This window comes from Halobacillus sp. BAB-2008 (assembly GCF_000328325.1).
Taxonomy (GTDB): domain Bacteria; phylum Bacillota; class Bacilli; order Bacillales; family Halobacillaceae; genus Halobacillus.
In genome coordinates this window covers 42,973-58,192 of sequence record NZ_ANPF01000050.1, presented here as the reverse complement: position 1 = coordinate 58,192, position 15,220 = coordinate 42,973, and the positions used below count along the sequence as shown (strand labels likewise).

Annotated in this window: 12 protein-coding genes; all 12 read left to right on the top strand. The window is 49.1% G+C overall.

What is annotated here, in order from left to right:
- Nucleotides 1-64 precede the first annotated feature (64 nt).
- The 12 genes from D479_RS11805 to D479_RS11750 all read left to right on the top strand — a co-directional run bounded on the left by D479_RS11805 (nt 65) and on the right by D479_RS11750 (nt 15,219).
- Nucleotides 65-1,459, top strand: coding sequence for a solute carrier family 23 protein (locus D479_RS11805; RefSeq protein ID WP_008637291.1), 1,395 nt, complete (start codon nt 65-67; stop codon nt 1,457-1,459).
- A gap of 181 nt (nt 1,460-1,640) precedes the next feature.
- Nucleotides 1,641-2,519: an aspartate carbamoyltransferase catalytic subunit gene (locus D479_RS11800; RefSeq protein ID WP_039871403.1), complete on the top strand. Its 879-nt coding sequence runs from the start codon at nt 1,641-1,643 to the stop codon at nt 2,517-2,519.
- Nucleotides 2,520-3,809, top strand: coding sequence for a dihydroorotase (locus D479_RS11795; RefSeq protein WP_008637275.1), 1,290 nt, complete (start codon nt 2,520-2,522; stop codon nt 3,807-3,809). It abuts the gene before it with no gap.
- Nucleotides 3,790-4,899 (top strand): carbamoyl phosphate synthase small subunit, encoded by a 1,110-nt coding sequence (locus D479_RS11790; RefSeq protein ID WP_008637274.1) that lies wholly within the window; start codon nt 3,790-3,792, stop codon nt 4,897-4,899. The genes D479_RS11795 and D479_RS11790 overlap by 20 nt, the downstream gene beginning before the upstream one ends.
- Complete coding sequence (gene carB, locus D479_RS11785) at nt 4,878-8,078, top strand: carbamoyl-phosphate synthase large subunit (protein WP_008637273.1); 3,201 nt, start codon at nt 4,878-4,880, stop codon at nt 8,076-8,078. Before D479_RS11790 ends, carB begins: the two co-directional genes overlap by 22 nt.
- Nucleotides 8,075-8,836, top strand: a complete 762-nt coding sequence (locus tag D479_RS11780; RefSeq protein ID WP_008637272.1) for a dihydroorotate dehydrogenase electron transfer subunit — start codon at nt 8,075-8,077, stop codon at nt 8,834-8,836. Before carB ends, D479_RS11780 begins: the two co-directional genes overlap by 4 nt.
- Nucleotides 8,833-9,765 carry a dihydroorotate dehydrogenase gene (locus D479_RS11775; RefSeq protein WP_008637271.1) on the top strand — a complete coding sequence of 311 codons (933 nt, stop codon included), beginning with the start codon at nt 8,833-8,835 and terminating at the stop codon, nt 9,763-9,765. The genes D479_RS11780 and D479_RS11775 overlap by 4 nt, the downstream gene beginning before the upstream one ends.
- On the top strand, nt 9,731-10,453 hold the full coding sequence (pyrF, locus tag D479_RS11770; RefSeq protein ID WP_008637269.1) for an orotidine-5'-phosphate decarboxylase: 723 nt from the start codon (nt 9,731-9,733) through the stop codon (nt 10,451-10,453). Before D479_RS11775 ends, pyrF begins: the two co-directional genes overlap by 35 nt.
- A 78-nt stretch (nt 10,454-10,531) precedes the next feature.
- Nucleotides 10,532-11,056 (top strand): orotate phosphoribosyltransferase, encoded by a 525-nt coding sequence (gene pyrE / locus D479_RS11765; RefSeq protein WP_008637256.1) that lies wholly within the window; start codon nt 10,532-10,534, stop codon nt 11,054-11,056.
- 64 nt (nt 11,057-11,120) lie between these two features.
- On the top strand, nt 11,121-11,393 hold the full coding sequence (locus D479_RS11760; RefSeq protein ID WP_235601483.1) for a hypothetical protein: 273 nt from the start codon (nt 11,121-11,123) through the stop codon (nt 11,391-11,393).
- Nucleotides 11,394-11,543: 150 nt separating this feature from the next.
- Nucleotides 11,544-13,730, top strand: a complete 2,187-nt coding sequence (locus D479_RS11755) for an FUSC family protein (RefSeq protein ID WP_008637245.1) — start codon at nt 11,544-11,546, stop codon at nt 13,728-13,730.
- A gap of 139 nt (nt 13,731-13,869) precedes the next feature.
- Nucleotides 13,870-15,219: a VWA domain-containing protein gene (locus D479_RS11750; protein ID WP_008637244.1), complete on the top strand. Its 1,350-nt coding sequence runs from the start codon at nt 13,870-13,872 to the stop codon at nt 15,217-15,219.
- The last annotated feature ends 1 nt before the right edge of the window (nt 15,220 follow it).

Sequence of the window (15,220 nt, the reverse complement as noted above, 5' to 3'; positions counted from 1 at the left end):
CAAAGGGGTTTTTTTTATGCCCCTTTGCTCCCAATGACTGTGACTGAACTAAGGAGGAATCATCATGACAAAACATAATCCAGCATTGGATATCCACGACGTACCAAAATTACACAAATGGCTCACCCTAAGCCTCCAGCATCTATTCGCCATGTTCGGAGCGACGGTTCTTGTACCGTTCCTCACCGGCTTGTCCCCGTCGGTCGCCCTCGTATCAAGCGGCTTCGGGACGCTGGCCTATCTTCTGATTACCAGAGGAAAGATCCCGGCTTATCTCGGATCAAGTTTCGCTTTCATCTATCCGATCATGGAAGTATCGAAGACACACGGGGTAGAAGGAGCAATGGTCGGAAGCTTTCTATCCGGCCTTGTGTACGGGCTTATCGCATTATTAATCAGCATCTTCGGTACGAACTGGTTAATGAAAATTCTCCCGCCGATTGTGGTAGGTCCGGTGATCATTGTCATCGGTTTAGGTCTTTCCTCGACCGCGATTGACATGGCGATGTACCTCCCCGGCCAGGAAGAAAACATTTACAGCGGAACACACTTCATGGTCGCCCTTGTTACGCTCGCGTTGACGATTATCGCATCGATTTTCTTCAAAGGATTCTTCTCCCTTCTTCCGATATTGTTCGGAATCGTTGGAGGCTATGTTTTCGCCCTCACCCAGGGGATTGTAGATACGACTGAAATACAGGCGGAGTGGTCGGCTGTTACATCTTCAGACTCTCTCGGAGGGTTCCTTAGTGCAGTATTCCATACACCGGATTTCGTAGTCCCGTTTGCTGATTTCTCCCCGTTCGATGTGTTCAGCTGGGAAATCGTCTTCCTGATGGTTCCCTTCGCTCTCGTTACAATCACCGAACACACGGGAGATCAAATGGTGTTATCCAAAGTTGTCGGACGGAACTTCCTTAAGAATCCCGGACTTGATAAATCGATCCTCGGAGACGGAGTGGCGACGATGATCGCCTCCTGTCTCGGCGGCCCTCCGAACACAACCTATGGAGAGAATATCGGTGTCCTGGCGATCACCAGAGTCTACAGCGTGTTCGTCATTGGAGGAGCGGCGGTCATTGCCATCTTCTTCGGATTCGTCAGTATGATCACCGCAGTCATCGGTTCGATACCGAGTGCTGTGATGGGAGGCGTTTCGATCCTTCTTTTCGGGATCATCGCTTCCAGCGGCCTGCGCATGCTGATCGATAACCAGATCGACTTCGGTGAAAAGAGAAATCTGATCATCGCATCTGTCATCCTTGTTATCGGAGTCGGTGGTGCGTTCGTCCAAGTGACCGACAGCATCCAAATCGCCGGTATGGCTTTAGCTGCAACCATCGGCGTCCTGTTGAACCTGATTCTGCCCGGCAAAGAAAAGGGCATCGGCAATGGCAATATGTTCGAAGCTCAGGAAAATATGGACAAAGAGAAAGACAATCATCACGCAGCTTCCTGAAATAACCAACACTCAGTCACGTTTTAACCGAGTCCTGTGAGGCTCAGAAAGGTGTACGAGGGATTGGCTCGTTACGTATGCAGCGAGCACGACACCCCCAGACGCCTGGGGGTGTTTTTTATACCCTTCGTATCTCTATTATCACAAGATTGGAGAGATGAGAATGCCTGCAATAGAATCCTTGTCCCATTTATTATCCATGAAGAAGCTGTCCAATGAGAGGATCATGCACTTGTTTGCAACGGCGAAACATATGGAGGAGACGGATCGTCTTCCTTCTTATCAAGGGAGGTTCGCTGCCAACTTATTTTTAGAGCCGAGCACAAGAACGAAGAGCAGTTTCCACATCGCCGAACGCAGACTCGGAATGGACGTCCTTCACCTCGATGATGCAGCCTCAAGCGTCACGAAAGGAGAAAGCTTGTACGATACGCTGAAAACGCTGGAGTCGATCGGCGTCGACCTCGCCGTCGTCAGGCAGTCGGAAAGAGGCATCCTGCAGGAATGTACCAAAGGATTGAACCTTTCGATCGTGAACGCTGGAGACGGCTGCGGAGAGCATCCGACACAGTCGCTTTTGGATCTCTATACGATCCACGAACATTTTAAGAGTTTCAAAGGTCTGGAAGTAACGATTGCCGGTGACTTGAAACACAGCCGAGTCGCGAGATCCAATGCCCACGCCCTGAAACAATTAGGCGCAAACGTCACATTCGTGACAAAGCCGGAATGGCAGGACCCGACTCTTACAGATCAATACATAACGATGGACGAAGCGGTCGATCGTTGTGATGCCCTGATGCTGCTGCGCATTCAACATGAAAGACATGAACAAGGTGCCTCTGTCCTGTCGTATTTAGATCAGTTTGGATTGACGAAAGAGAGAGAAGCACGCATGGGGGAACACAGCATCATTCTGCACCCTGCTCCAGTGAACAGGGGAGTAGAAATCGACAGCGACCTTGTAGAATCCAGTAAATCAAGGATCTTTACCCAAATGAAGAACGGCGTGACGGTGCGTATGGCCGTCATCGACGCATTGATGAAAGGGGAACTTTAAATGAAGAAGAAAATCATCAACGGTAAACGAATAGTCGAAGGCAGCCTGGAGTCCTGTGAAGTAGTCATCGAGGATGGACATATAGTCGAAATCGAGACTACAGCAGGGGAGGCAGATGAGGTCATCGATGCCGGAGGTAACCTTATCCTGCCGGGATTCGTGGATGTCCACGTTCATTTGAGGGAACCGGGAGGAGAAGCGAAGGAAACGATCGCAACAGGAACACAAGCGGCAGCGAAAGGCGGGTTTACAACCGTCTGTGCCATGCCGAATACGACGCCGGTTCCGGATTCCGTGGAGATAATGAAGCAGGTCCAAGCGGTTATCGATCGGGATGCCGTCATCCGAGTCCTCCCTTATGCGTCGATCACAACAAGGCAGGTAGGGAAAGAGCTTGTCGATATGGAAGCACTCAGCGGTCTTGGTACGTTTGCATTCACAGACGACGGTGTCGGAGTCCAGACAGCAGGTACGATGTATGAGGCGATGAAGGAAGCAGCGAAGTACGGAAAAGCGATCGTTGCTCACTGTGAAGATAATTCTCTTGTTTATAAGGGTGTCTCCCACCTTGGAGAGGTGAGTGAGAGGCTTGATCTCCCGGGTATCGCGAATGTGGCAGAATCGGTCCAGATTGCCAGGGATGTCCTGCTTGCAGAAGCGACAGGTTGCCATTACCACGTGTGCCACGTCTCGACGAAGGAATCTGTGAGGGTGATCCGTGATGCAAAGCGGGCCGGCATTCACGTGACAGCGGAAGTGACACCTCACCACTTGCTTTTGAATGAAGCGGACGTCAAAGAAGATGATGCTTTCTTTAAAATGAATCCTCCGCTCCGTTCCAAAGAGGATCATCAGGCACTGATCGACGGTTTGCTGGACGGAACGCTTGATTTCATTGCGACAGACCATGCGCCTCATACGGAAGAAGAGAAGCAGCAGGGCTTCTTATACTCGCCGTTCGGGATTACAGGATTGGAAACAGCATTCCCGCTTCTCTACACGCACCTGGTAGGTAAGGGAGTCCTTGATTTGGAACAACTTGTCGGGCTGTTAAGCCGGAAACCTGCAGAAACCTTCGGGCTTCCATACGGGACGCTCAAGGTCGGTGCTCCTGCCGATATTACATTGGTAGATTTGGAAACAGAAAAGGCGATCGACCGCCAAACATTCGTATCGAAAGGGAAAAATACACCGTTTGACGGCTGGAAAGTGAAAGGCTGGCCGGTACGTACACTAATGAATGGAAATACAGTTTGGGAGGAGAGTTCATATGAAACAACTCGTGCTTGAGGACGGAACAATTTTTGTCGGAGAAGGGTTCGGCAGTGACAGCGAATCGATAGGGGAAGTCGTGTTTAATACGGGAATGACTGGATACCAGGAAGTAATTTCAGACCCATCCTACTGTGGCCAGCTGGTCACTTTCACCTACCCGCTAGTCGGGAACTACGGCATAAACCGGGATGATTTTGAAACAGTCAACCCGGCCGTTCTCGGTGTCATCGTCAAAGAACATTGTGAACATCCATCCAATTTCAGAAATGAAGAAACGCTTGATGCTTTCCTGAAAGCGAAACATATTCCAGGCATCAGCGGAATTGATACAAGAAAGCTTACGAAGATCATTCGTCAGCACGGTACGATGCGGGCAATCATCACTTCAAGCGACCGCTCTGTTAACGAAGTGCTGCAGGAGCTCAAAGAAGCAGAACTCCCGAGGAACCAGGTGGAGCAGGTATCCACGGTCAAACCGTATGTCGTTCCCGGCCGAGGAAAGCGGATCGTTCTAATGGACTTCGGAATGAAGCACGGCATCCTGCGAGAATTCACGAAGCGGAACTGCCACGTCACCGTTGTTCCTTATCATACATCTGCCGCTGAAATCGAACGGCTGAAGCCGGACGGGGTCATGCTTTCAAACGGACCTGGAGATCCGAAAGACGTACCGGAAGCGATCGAAACGATTCGCGGCTTGATCGGGAAGGTTCCGATCTTTGGTATCTGTCTTGGGCATCAGCTTATCGCGCTTGCAGCCGGTGCAGACACGTCCAAAATGAAATTCGGTCACCGCGGTGCCAACCAACCGGTCAAAGACCTTCGCTCAGGCAGAACGTATATGACGTCGCAGAACCATGGCTATGCCGTAGACAGAGGGTCGCTCCAGAACACGGATCTTGAATTGACTCAGCATTCCCTGAATGATGACAGTGTCGAAGGATTACAACATAAAGAATTTGAAGTATTCAGTGTCCAATACCACCCGGAGAGCTCTCCAGGACCTGAAGATACAGCTCATTTATTCGATGAATTTCTTGAAAGAATCGAACGTACGGAAGAGAAGACGAAGGAGGAATCTTCATGCCTAAACGCACAGATCTAAACAAAATTCTAGTTATCGGGTCCGGCCCGATTGTCATCGGCCAAGCGGCGGAATTTGACTACTCCGGAACACAAGCCTGCCAGTCTTTGAAAGAAGAAGGCTATCAAGTCATTCTGGCTAACTCGAACCCGGCGACAATCATGACCGATCATACATTTGCGGACCAGGTTTACATGGAACCTCTTACCCTTGAATTTCTTAAGAAAATCATTCGGAAGGAACAACCGGACGCAATCCTGCCGACGCTTGGCGGGCAGACCGGTTTGAACTTAGCGGTAGAGTTGAGCGAATCCGGGATCCTGGAACGCTACGATGTCGAGCTGCTCGGTACTCCTCTTGATGCCATCCAACGAGCGGAGGACCGGGAGAAATTCCGTTCCCTCATGCACCAGATGGGACAGCCGGTACCTGAGAGTGAAATCGTCAGTACGGTCGATCAGGCCCTCGCTTTTGCAGATCAAATCGGCTATCCGGTAATTGTCCGTCCAGCCTACACGATGGGCGGCGCCGGAGGTGGAATGTGCGATAATGAAGAACAGCTTCGGGAAACGGCCCGAAATGGTCTGGCTCTTTCCCCTGTAAGTCAGTGTTTGATTGAACGGAACATCGCAGGATTTAAGGAAATAGAATACGAAGTTATGCGTGACAGCGCCGGTAACAAAATCGTCGTCTGTAACATGGAGAATTTCGACCCGGTAGGTATTCATACGGGAGATTCCATCGTAATCGCTCCATCCCAAACGCTGAGTGACCGCGAATACCAAATGCTCAGAAATGCATCGCTTGACATCATACAGGCTTTGGAAATCGAAGGTGGATGTAACGTGCAGCTTGCACTAGATCCGCACAGCTTCCAATACTATATTATCGAAGTAAATCCCCGTGTCAGTCGTTCTTCGGCGCTTGCATCGAAAGCGACAGGGTATCCAATCGCCAAGCTTGCAGCGAAGATTGCAATCGGCATGACACTGGATGAAATTAAGAACCCGGTCACGGGAACGACTTACGCCTGCTTTGAGCCGGCTCTTGACTATGTCGTTACGAAAATTCCACGCTGGCCGTTCGATAAGTTTGCCAAAGGAAATCGTAAGCTCGGTACCCAAATGAAGGCGACGGGAGAGGTCATGAGTATCGGCCGTACGTTGGAAGAATCTCTGCTTAAGGGGGTACGCTCTCTGGAAGGGGAAACCGAGGAATTCTATCTGCCGTCCGCGGTTAAGCTTGGTGATGAAGAGCTGCGTTTCCGTATGAAAAAAGCAGACGATGAGCGGATCTTCCTTTTGGCAGAAGCTCTGCGCAGGTCCTATACACTCGAGGAAATTCACGCGATCACCGGTATCGATTTCTTCTTCCTGCATAAGCTGAAGCGCATCATTGAAGTAGAGAACGCAATCGCAGAAAACGGTTTGACACCAGCACTGCTGGAGAAATCCAAGAAGCTTGGTTTTTCCGATCAGCAGCTCGCACGTCTGACAGGCTCGACATCTGTTGAAATCATGCATGTCCGAAAAGAGCAGGGACTGCGCCCCGTCTACAAAATGGTAGATACGTGTGCAGGGGAATTCGCATCGGAGACACCTTACTTCTACAGTACGTATGAAGACGAGAACGAGTCCATACAGTCTGAGAAGAAGAAAGTGCTCGTCATCGGATCCGGCCCGATTCGAATCGGGCAGGGGGTCGAATTTGATTATGCAACGGTTCACTCCGTACTCGCTCTTAAAGAGATGGGATATGAAGCGATCATTATGAATAACAACCCGGAGACAGTTTCAACAGACTTTAGCGTTTCGGACAAGCTATACTTCGAACCGCTTACCATAGAAGATGTGATGAATGTGATCGACCTGGAACAGCCGGAAGGGGTCATCGTACAATTCGGCGGTCAAACGGCGATCAACCTTGTCAAAGACTTGTCTAAACAAGGGGTGCAGATCCTTGGTACGACAATGGAGTCAATTGACAAGACCGAAGACCGTGACTTGTTCGAACGCCTGTTAAATAAGCTGGATATAGCCAAACCGGGCGGAGAAAGTGTCACGAGTGAAGCAGAAGCGTATGCGGCAGCAGAAAAGATCGGATACCCGCTGGTCGTTCGTCCTTCCTACGTCCTTGGTGGACGTGCCATGGCGATCGTATATTCCGAAGAGGAGCTGGCAGCGTATTTAGAGTCGAATGTTACGGTGCATAACGGACATCCAATCTTAGTCGACAAGTATATGACAGGGATGGAAATCGAAGTCGATGCGATTTCAGACGGAAAGGACGTCTTCATTCCAGGCATCATGGAGCATATCGAACGGGCAGGCGTTCACTCCGGAGACTCGATGGCCGTGTATCCGACGCAGCGCTTAACCGCTGATTTGGAACAACAGTGTATCGAAGCGACGACGAAAATCGCAAGGGAACTGGATATGAAAGGCTTGATCAACATCCAGTTTGTCGCTTACAAGGGTACCGCGTATGTTCTGGAGGTCAACCCTCGTGCGAGTCGTACGGTACCGTTTTTAAGCAAGATCACCGGTGTTCCAATGGCTAGGCTTGCAACCCAGGTGATTCTTGGAGAATCGCTGGCGTCTCTTGGGTACAAATCCGGTGTTGCACCAAAACCGAACGGCGTGTATGTGAAAGTGCCCGTCTTCTCCTTCGAGAAGCTTCGCAGCGTAGATACGACGCTTGGACCGGAAATGAAGTCCACTGGAGAAGTCATCGGCTATGACCAGACTCTTGAGAAAGCCTTGTACAAGGGAATGACTTCTGCTGGACTCAAGATTCCAACGCAGGGTTCGGTTCTGCTTACGGTTGCGGATAAGGACAAAGATGAGATGCTCGACATTGCCAACATCTTCTATGAGCTTGGTTTCCGCCTGTTTGCAACGGAAGGAACAGCAGCTGTTCTGAAAGAAGCGTCTATTCCGGCTGAAGCAGTCGGTAAAGTGGGGTCCGATCAACGCGATGTCATCGATCTTATCCAAAACGGAGACGTACACGTCGTCGTCAATACCCTGAACAAAGGGATGCAGTCCCGCTCTGACGGATTCCGTATCCGCCGGGAAGCTGTGGAACACGGACTTCCTTGCTTGACAAGCCTTGATACGGCGCGATCCATCGTGGACGTCATCAACGCGATGTCCTTTACGGCAAGAGCTATTGAACCGATGGAAGGGGTGACTTCATGAAGCGAGCCCTTATGAATATCATCGGACATACAAAGATTGCCAAAGATACGTATCGTCTCCTTTTGAAAGGGGATATCGTCCATGATATAAAGGCTCCCGGCCAGTTCGTCCACATTCAAGTGGACGAACGGTTTTACCTGCGCAGGCCCGTTTCCATTTCAGACATGGATGTGAAAGAGGAAACGATTACGCTGCTTTACAAAGTGATGGGGAAAGGGACCGATGCGCTCACAACAAAAAAAGTCGGGGAAGACCTTGATGTTTTAGGCCCGGGCGGCAGCGGATTCCCTGCACAGAATCTTGGCATCCGCCATGCCCTGCTCGTCGGTGGAGGGATCGGCGTACCGCCGCTTTATAATTTGGCAAAACAGCTGAAAGCAGACGGAGTAGAAGTGACGAGCGTCCTTGGGTTCCAATCTGCGGAAGATGCGTTTCTTACAGAAGCATTTGCTGAATTCGGTGATGTCCATATCACGACGAATGATGGGAGCCTTGGTACGAAAGGTTTTGTCACCGATGTCCTGCCTTCAGTCGAGGAATCTTGTGATATGTATTTCACTTGCGGTCCCACCGTCATGCTGAAAGCGGTGAAGAAACAGCTGGATCATAAACCCGGCTATATCTCTATGGAAGAACGGATGGGGTGCGGAATCGGCGCATGTTTCGCTTGTGTCGTCGAAGCGAACGATGAGAAGGGATACCGGCGTATCTGCTGTGACGGTCCGGTATTTGACGCGAAGGAGGTTGTCCTTTCATGAAAACACAAGTTATCCTTCCAGGATTAGTACTGAAAAACCCGGTTATGCCGGCGTCCGGGTGTTTCGGTTTTGGGAAAGAATTTTCCGGGTTTTATGATTTGACTGAGCTTGGAGCAGTCATCATGAAGGCCGCGACCGGTGACAAACGATACGGGAATCCCACGCCAAGAGTAGCCGAGGCGGCGAGCGGTATGCTGAATGCGATCGGTCTGCAAAATCCTGGCGTCGATGGGATCATCCGCGATGAGATCCCTTTTTTGAAGGAACAGGGTATGCCGATCATTGCGAATGTCGCAGGCAGCACCATTGAGGAATATGTCTCTGTCGCTGAGCGGATCTCTTCCCACGTCGATGCACTGGAATTGAACATTTCCTGTCCGAACGTTAAAGAAGGTGGCGTCCAATTCGGAACGGATCCCGCCTTGGCGGAAGAAGTCACGCGGAAAGTGGTCGATGCGAGTGCTGTACCGGTGTACGTCAAGCTTTCTCCGAACGTTACGGATATTGTCCTTATGGCGAGGGCCGTAGAAAAAGGCGGGGCGTCCGGTTTATCCATGATTAATACATTGACAGGGATGCGTATCGATCCAAAAACCCGTAAACCGGTGATCGCCAACCAGACCGGGGGTCTTTCAGGAGCTGCTATCAAACCGGTAAGCATCCGGATGATCCACCAGGTCTATGCTGCCGTCGATTTACCGATCATCGGGATGGGCGGAATTGAAACGGCGGAAGATGTGGTGGAGTACTTACTCGCAGGTGCGAGCGCTGTCGCTGTCGGCAGTGCCAATTTCAAGAACCCGTTCATTTGTAAGGAGATCATCGATCAATTACCGGAGACACTCCGCAAGTATGGATTTTCTTCTGTGGAAGAAGCGATAGGAGGGGCGCATGATGAAAGAACTGCAACCAGTTTATTTCGCACTTGATTTTGAAACAGGGGAAGAAGCCCTCGGGTTTCTTGAACGTCATCAGCTAACAGGAATCCCTGTTAAAGTCGGAATGGAGCTCTATTACAGGGAAGGTGCTTCCATCATCGAACGTCTAAAACAGAACGGCCACAACATTTTTCTGGATCTGAAGCTTCATGATATTCCGGAAACCGTGCGGAGAGCGATGCGCAACCTTGCTTCTCTTGGTGTAGACGTCGTCAACGTCCATGCCCAGGGGGGAAGCAGGATGATGACAAGTGCGAAACATGGCTTGCAGGAGGGACCGGCTGGTCATACGCCAATCCTTCTTGCCGTAACTATGCTCACATCCACTGACCAATCGATGATGGAACAAGAGCTCTTATATGATCGAAAGCTCCATGATGTCGTGCTTCATTATGCACAACTGGCAGAGAAAAGCGGTGTCGACGGTGTCGTATGCTCGGTGGAGGAAGCGGAGCTTATCCACAGACATACGAAGCTTTCTGCTCTGACACCGGGGATTCGTCTTCCTGGAGGGAATGCCCACGATCAGAAACGGATAGCTACGCCTGAAATTGCCGGCCAGAAGGGCAGTAACTCCATCGTCGTCGGTCGGGCGATCAGAGATGCAGAAAACCCATTTGCTACATATCAACAAATCAAGGAGGCTTTTACTTATGGACAATCGACAGCTCATTCATGACCTTCTTTCCATCGGAGCAGTCAAAATTGAGACAGAAGACTTTTTTACTTGGACATCCGGTATTAAGTCTCCCATTTATTGCGACAACCGATTAACGATGTCTTATCCGGAGATCAGGAAAAAATCATCGCTGCTTTTATAGAAAAGATTGAAGAACTTGGAGAGGAAGTCGATGTCATTGCGGGATGCGCAACGGCAGGTATTCCTCATGCAGCGTGGATTGCGGAAAAGCTGGAGCTTCCCATGGTTTATGTCCGTGCTTCTGCTAAAAAACACGGGAAGGGTAACCAAATCGAAGGAAGAATCCGCAAAGGGCAAAAGGCGGTCGTTATTGAAGATTTGATCTCTACAGGGAAATCTTCCATACAAGCAGCCGAGGCTCTTCAGAAGGAGGGAGTGGAGGTGCTTGAGGTCCTTTCCATCTTCACCTATGGTCTTCATAAAGCGGATGAAGCCTTTAAGGAAGCAGGACTCTCATACCGCTCCATTACAAGCTACGAAAACCTGCTGAATGCTTTGGTTGATGCGGAGCGGATGAATGAGGAAGAGCGAAGGTTGATGGCGGAATGGCGTCAGGATCCTTACATTTTTACACAAACTTAACGGGAGATGGTGTTGCTATTTAAGCAGGACACTAGTAGGATAAAAGCATCAAATAAAAATGGTGATGACAGTGAAATCAAACAAGCACTCTTGTTTCATTCTCATGAATGCCGCCCTTGGAATCCTGACCTGTTTTATTTATTTATACTCATGGGTGGCGCTCACATTTTTGGAATCGATGCCTGTACTCGAACCGGTTTTTTCTCTGACCCTTTCGATGCTGGTCTTCTTTCTCTGGAATTTTGTCATGCTTAAGAGAGAGCGGAAGCGCTACTGGGCGCAGGCGGTATTCTCCTACTTTGGTTCCGTCGCTTTTTTCGCCTATTTCCTTACGTAAGGCCACGATGCACGTCGTGGTCTTTTTGTCTGCAAAAAGTTGGAATACTTAAAAATAAGGATACGGCGGTCAAATCATTTGTCCTCACAAACAAAACGGATTACGATAGATAAGTATGAATAAAAAATCGGAAAGGGGGCGGTACACATAATGGTAGAAGCAAAACTGCGTGTGAAATATTGGTTCAGGAGATTATTAGCATCGGATCCTGGAAGAAAGCGGCTCAGTCAAGCCGGAAAGGCGACGATCAGTCTTATTTCTTCTGTTTTTACGACCATTTTCCTTATGAACATGTTCGGTCACTCCCCCTTGCTCCCGGCGGTCGTTTCCGGTATGGCGGGAATGATGGGGATCATGGTCGTCATGGATGATACGAGGAGGAAGAAGCAGGTAACGACGGGACTGCTTGCGATTTCAGCCAGTAGTGGAATTACTCTAGGCTCTTTACTTTCCTTCAATGCCGTACTTGTAGCCATCCTGATGATTATTATCATTTTCAGCAGTTTCTATTTTTCTCAGTATGGCAGCCGGTACTTCTCGCTGGGTATGATCGCCTTCTTTACAACGTATCTTTCTTCGTTTCTGAAACTCCCCCCCGCACAATTTCCATGGTTTTATCTGGCGGTCGTCATCGGGATCAGTTACGCCTTCTTTTATAATTTCTATTTATTTAAAGATTCGGCTCAATTGCTCAGACGCAGCATCCAATCCTTTCACAGACAGGCGAACCTTACTTTCGAAATGATGATTGAGATTATCGAAGAGCCGGATATGACAGAGGCAAAAAAGAGAAAAGCGGAATACAATGTCAAGAAATTGAGGCAGTATGCGAGTAATGTATCGACGGATATCAATGAAGAAGACGTTCGTAAACTTTGGCAGGGTTTGAAGCCGAGTCAACTGCGTCTCTATATCTTCGATACGGCCATGTTCGTCATGACGCTTTCAGACAGCCTGAAACGTTTGAAGGAAGACGGGGCATTGGAAATGGATGAGCTGCGTTCACTCCTTGTGCGTGTCATCCATTCACTAAAGCAGGCAAAGATACTGGATACAGGAAGCGAAGATGAAAACCTGAAGGAAGCAAGAAATGTGGTACTTGCTTTAAGAAGCCTTATCGATGATCTTTTCGAAGAGCGTACCGGTCCTCCGGAAGGCTGGCTGTATCTCGTCAGACGGATTGAAGCGATCGCCTCGCATGTAACAGAAGGGGCACAGAAAGTAAGGAACGATATTGCAGATAACAGCTCAGAAGAGGTAATAGAAGAAACAGAAAAGGAAGAGGATACGGGTACCAAAGAAATGAAACCTACCACGAAAAAGGCGATTCAGTCGATGATAGCCGGAACGATTGCCATAATAGCCGGTTATTTGATATCACCGATCCAGCCTTATTGGATTGTCCTTACTGCTTTCATTGTCCTCTTGGGTACAGAGACGGTAGGAAGAACGTACTTGAAAGGCTTGGAGCGGTCCGTCGGAACGGTTATCGGCGCTGTCATCGGGTTTCTTCTTGCCAATCTCGTATCCGGACACATTGTCCTGATCATCGCTCTGTTGTTCTCCGTCGTTTTCTTCGCCTTCTATTTACTGACTGTATCCTATACGCTTATGAGTGTTTTCATTACGATGCTCATTGCTTTTATGTACGATCTCCTGCTCGGAGGAATCAGCTATCAGCTGCTGGGTGCCCGTGTCCTTGATACCATCATCGGTGCGGCAATTGCACTAGCCGTATCTGCGTTTATTCTCCCATCCAGAACGATGGACAAGATTACGGAAGTGTTCACCGGTTATCTCGAGAATTTGGAAACATACGTCACTTCCTACGTGAAAGGGTTCCGTACACCGGTGCAGGTGAAGAATTTAGCCAACACCGCTTTTGATATGGATGATAAAATCCAGGCTATGGAAGATGAAGCAAAGCCGATTCTTCAAGGCCCTGGTGCGAGGAAGTATTCCAGACTTCCAAGGTTGATCACCGTGTTTACGGCCATTAACTATTATGCTAAACATTTGGTCGCTTCCTCTTATCAGAAGAACTTTCAATATCCAGAAGAACTCTGCCGGACGTTTGAAGAAATGGAGAGGAAACTCAGCTACAATATGGAACTTGTCCAGACGTTGATCGAAACGAATAAGATTGCTGGAGAGTTTTATGACCTTAAACAAGAGAGAGAAGAAATCGAACGCCACGCTCCGAACCACAACGAAAATCAGGGCGATCTCGTTCACCACCTCTACTATGTATGGAAAATAAATCAAGCTTTGATGCTTATGGGCGATGTGCTTGGCGCAAATGAAGGGAATCAAGAAATGAAACCGCGGACCGATTAAGGTTTGCGGTTTTTCATTTATAGGTATATGGGATGAGTGGAGGGAGGAGTATACTCCCATCTTTGGCGAAATGTGAAACATTCCCTCCCACAGTCCGTAATTCCTGTAACGAACACGCAAGTTGAACAGGAGGATTTGAATGAGAAAATACGTAGGCATGCTCGGTTTGTTAGTGATCCTGGTACTCACTGCTTGCTCATTAGGAGAAGAGACGAAGACTGTCAATAAGGAGGAGGTACCGGGAAAGGAGCAGGAATCGGAGCCGGCAGAATCTCCGTCCATGGAGCTTTCGGAAACGATGGATGATATTCTCCAGGAAGAGGCTGGGGAATACGCCGGCGAGCATTATGATAAAGAAAAGGTTAACCAAGCCTTGGATGACTTGGACATGGAAGGAATGGAAGCGGAAGAAATATATATGAACATCCTCCCTTTAATGAGTGAATCCGGGCAATACCGTGAATACTCAGAGTTCATCCAATCATTCCAAGCGAATATCGAAACAGAGGTGTCTGATACACCTGGAGGAATGGAACTGGAGGAAGGGAAGAAAGTGGAAGGTTCCGCCAACATAACGTTCCTCCTGGACTCCAGTGGAAGTATGGCAGAGACGATTGACGGCAGACAGAAGATGGACCATGCGAAGGACGCCATCCATGATTTTGTGGCCTCCATGCCGGAAGGATCCAATGTTTCTCTTCGTATTTATGGACAGGAAGGCAGCAGCAAAGAGTCTGATAAAGCATTGTCCTGTTCCAGTACTGAGAATGTTTACGACAGGAAGGCTTACGATGAAGAAGCTTTCCAACAAACACTGGAAGGGGTAGAGCCGGTTGGGTGGACGCCGATTGCCAAGGCCATAGAAGAGACGGAGAAGGATTTGAAATCCGGACCGAAAGTGAGGCAGCAGTTGGTTTATATTGTAAGTGACGGAATCGAAACATGCGGCGGTGATCCAGTCGCGGCAGCAGGTGCTCTGCGCGATTCCGGGGAAGAAGGAACCATCCACGTTATTGGTTTTGATGTGGATGATGAAGGGCAGGAACAGTTAATGGATGTAGCCAAGGCCGGCGGCGGGGAGTATGAAAGCGTCGACTCTGCAGCGGATTTCCAGCGTCTGTTCGAAAGAGAACGAGTTCGTCTCTTTAACGAATGGAGCAGGTGGACGACCGATAATTTTAATAACGTCGCGAGAGAACAGACAGATAAGTTAAATGAGTTGTACAGGGAGAGGACCGATTTTAAGAACCTTACGTTCCGGGAACAGAGCAACCTGAAAAATGCAGTCCTACACTTATCACAAGACGATCGAATCGATAGTGATACGAATAAACAAATCTATGAACTCATTGAGGAACGGGCAGATACGCTGAAAGAGTTGGAAGCGGACTTTGATGCCGCTCTCGACCAGACGGATGAGGAAGGCGATGAAAGAAGAGAGGATATTCTCGATAAAGGAAAAGAGAAAAAGGATCAATACAGCAACTGAG

Coding starts and splice junctions, on each gene's coding strand:
- D479_RS11805 (WP_008637291.1), top strand. CDS start 65: ATGACAAAACATAATCCAGCATTGGATATCCACGACGTACCAAAATTA.
- D479_RS11795 (WP_008637275.1), top strand. CDS start 2,520: ATGAAGAAGAAAATCATCAACGGTAAACGAATAGTCGAAGGCAGCCTG.
- D479_RS11790 (WP_008637274.1), top strand. CDS start 3,790: ATGAAACAACTCGTGCTTGAGGACGGAACAATTTTTGTCGGAGAAGGG.
- carB (WP_008637273.1), top strand. CDS start 4,878: ATGCCTAAACGCACAGATCTAAACAAAATTCTAGTTATCGGGTCCGGC.
- D479_RS11780 (WP_008637272.1), top strand. CDS start 8,075: ATGAAGCGAGCCCTTATGAATATCATCGGACATACAAAGATTGCCAAA.
- D479_RS11775 (WP_008637271.1), top strand. CDS start 8,833: ATGAAAACACAAGTTATCCTTCCAGGATTAGTACTGAAAAACCCGGTT.
- pyrF (WP_008637269.1), top strand. CDS start 9,731: ATGAAAGAACTGCAACCAGTTTATTTCGCACTTGATTTTGAAACAGGG.
- D479_RS11760 (WP_235601483.1), top strand. CDS start 11,121: ATGACAGTGAAATCAAACAAGCACTCTTGTTTCATTCTCATGAATGCC.
- D479_RS11755 (WP_008637245.1), top strand. CDS start 11,544: ATGGTAGAAGCAAAACTGCGTGTGAAATATTGGTTCAGGAGATTATTA.
- D479_RS11750 (WP_008637244.1), top strand. CDS start 13,870: ATGAGAAAATACGTAGGCATGCTCGGTTTGTTAGTGATCCTGGTACTC.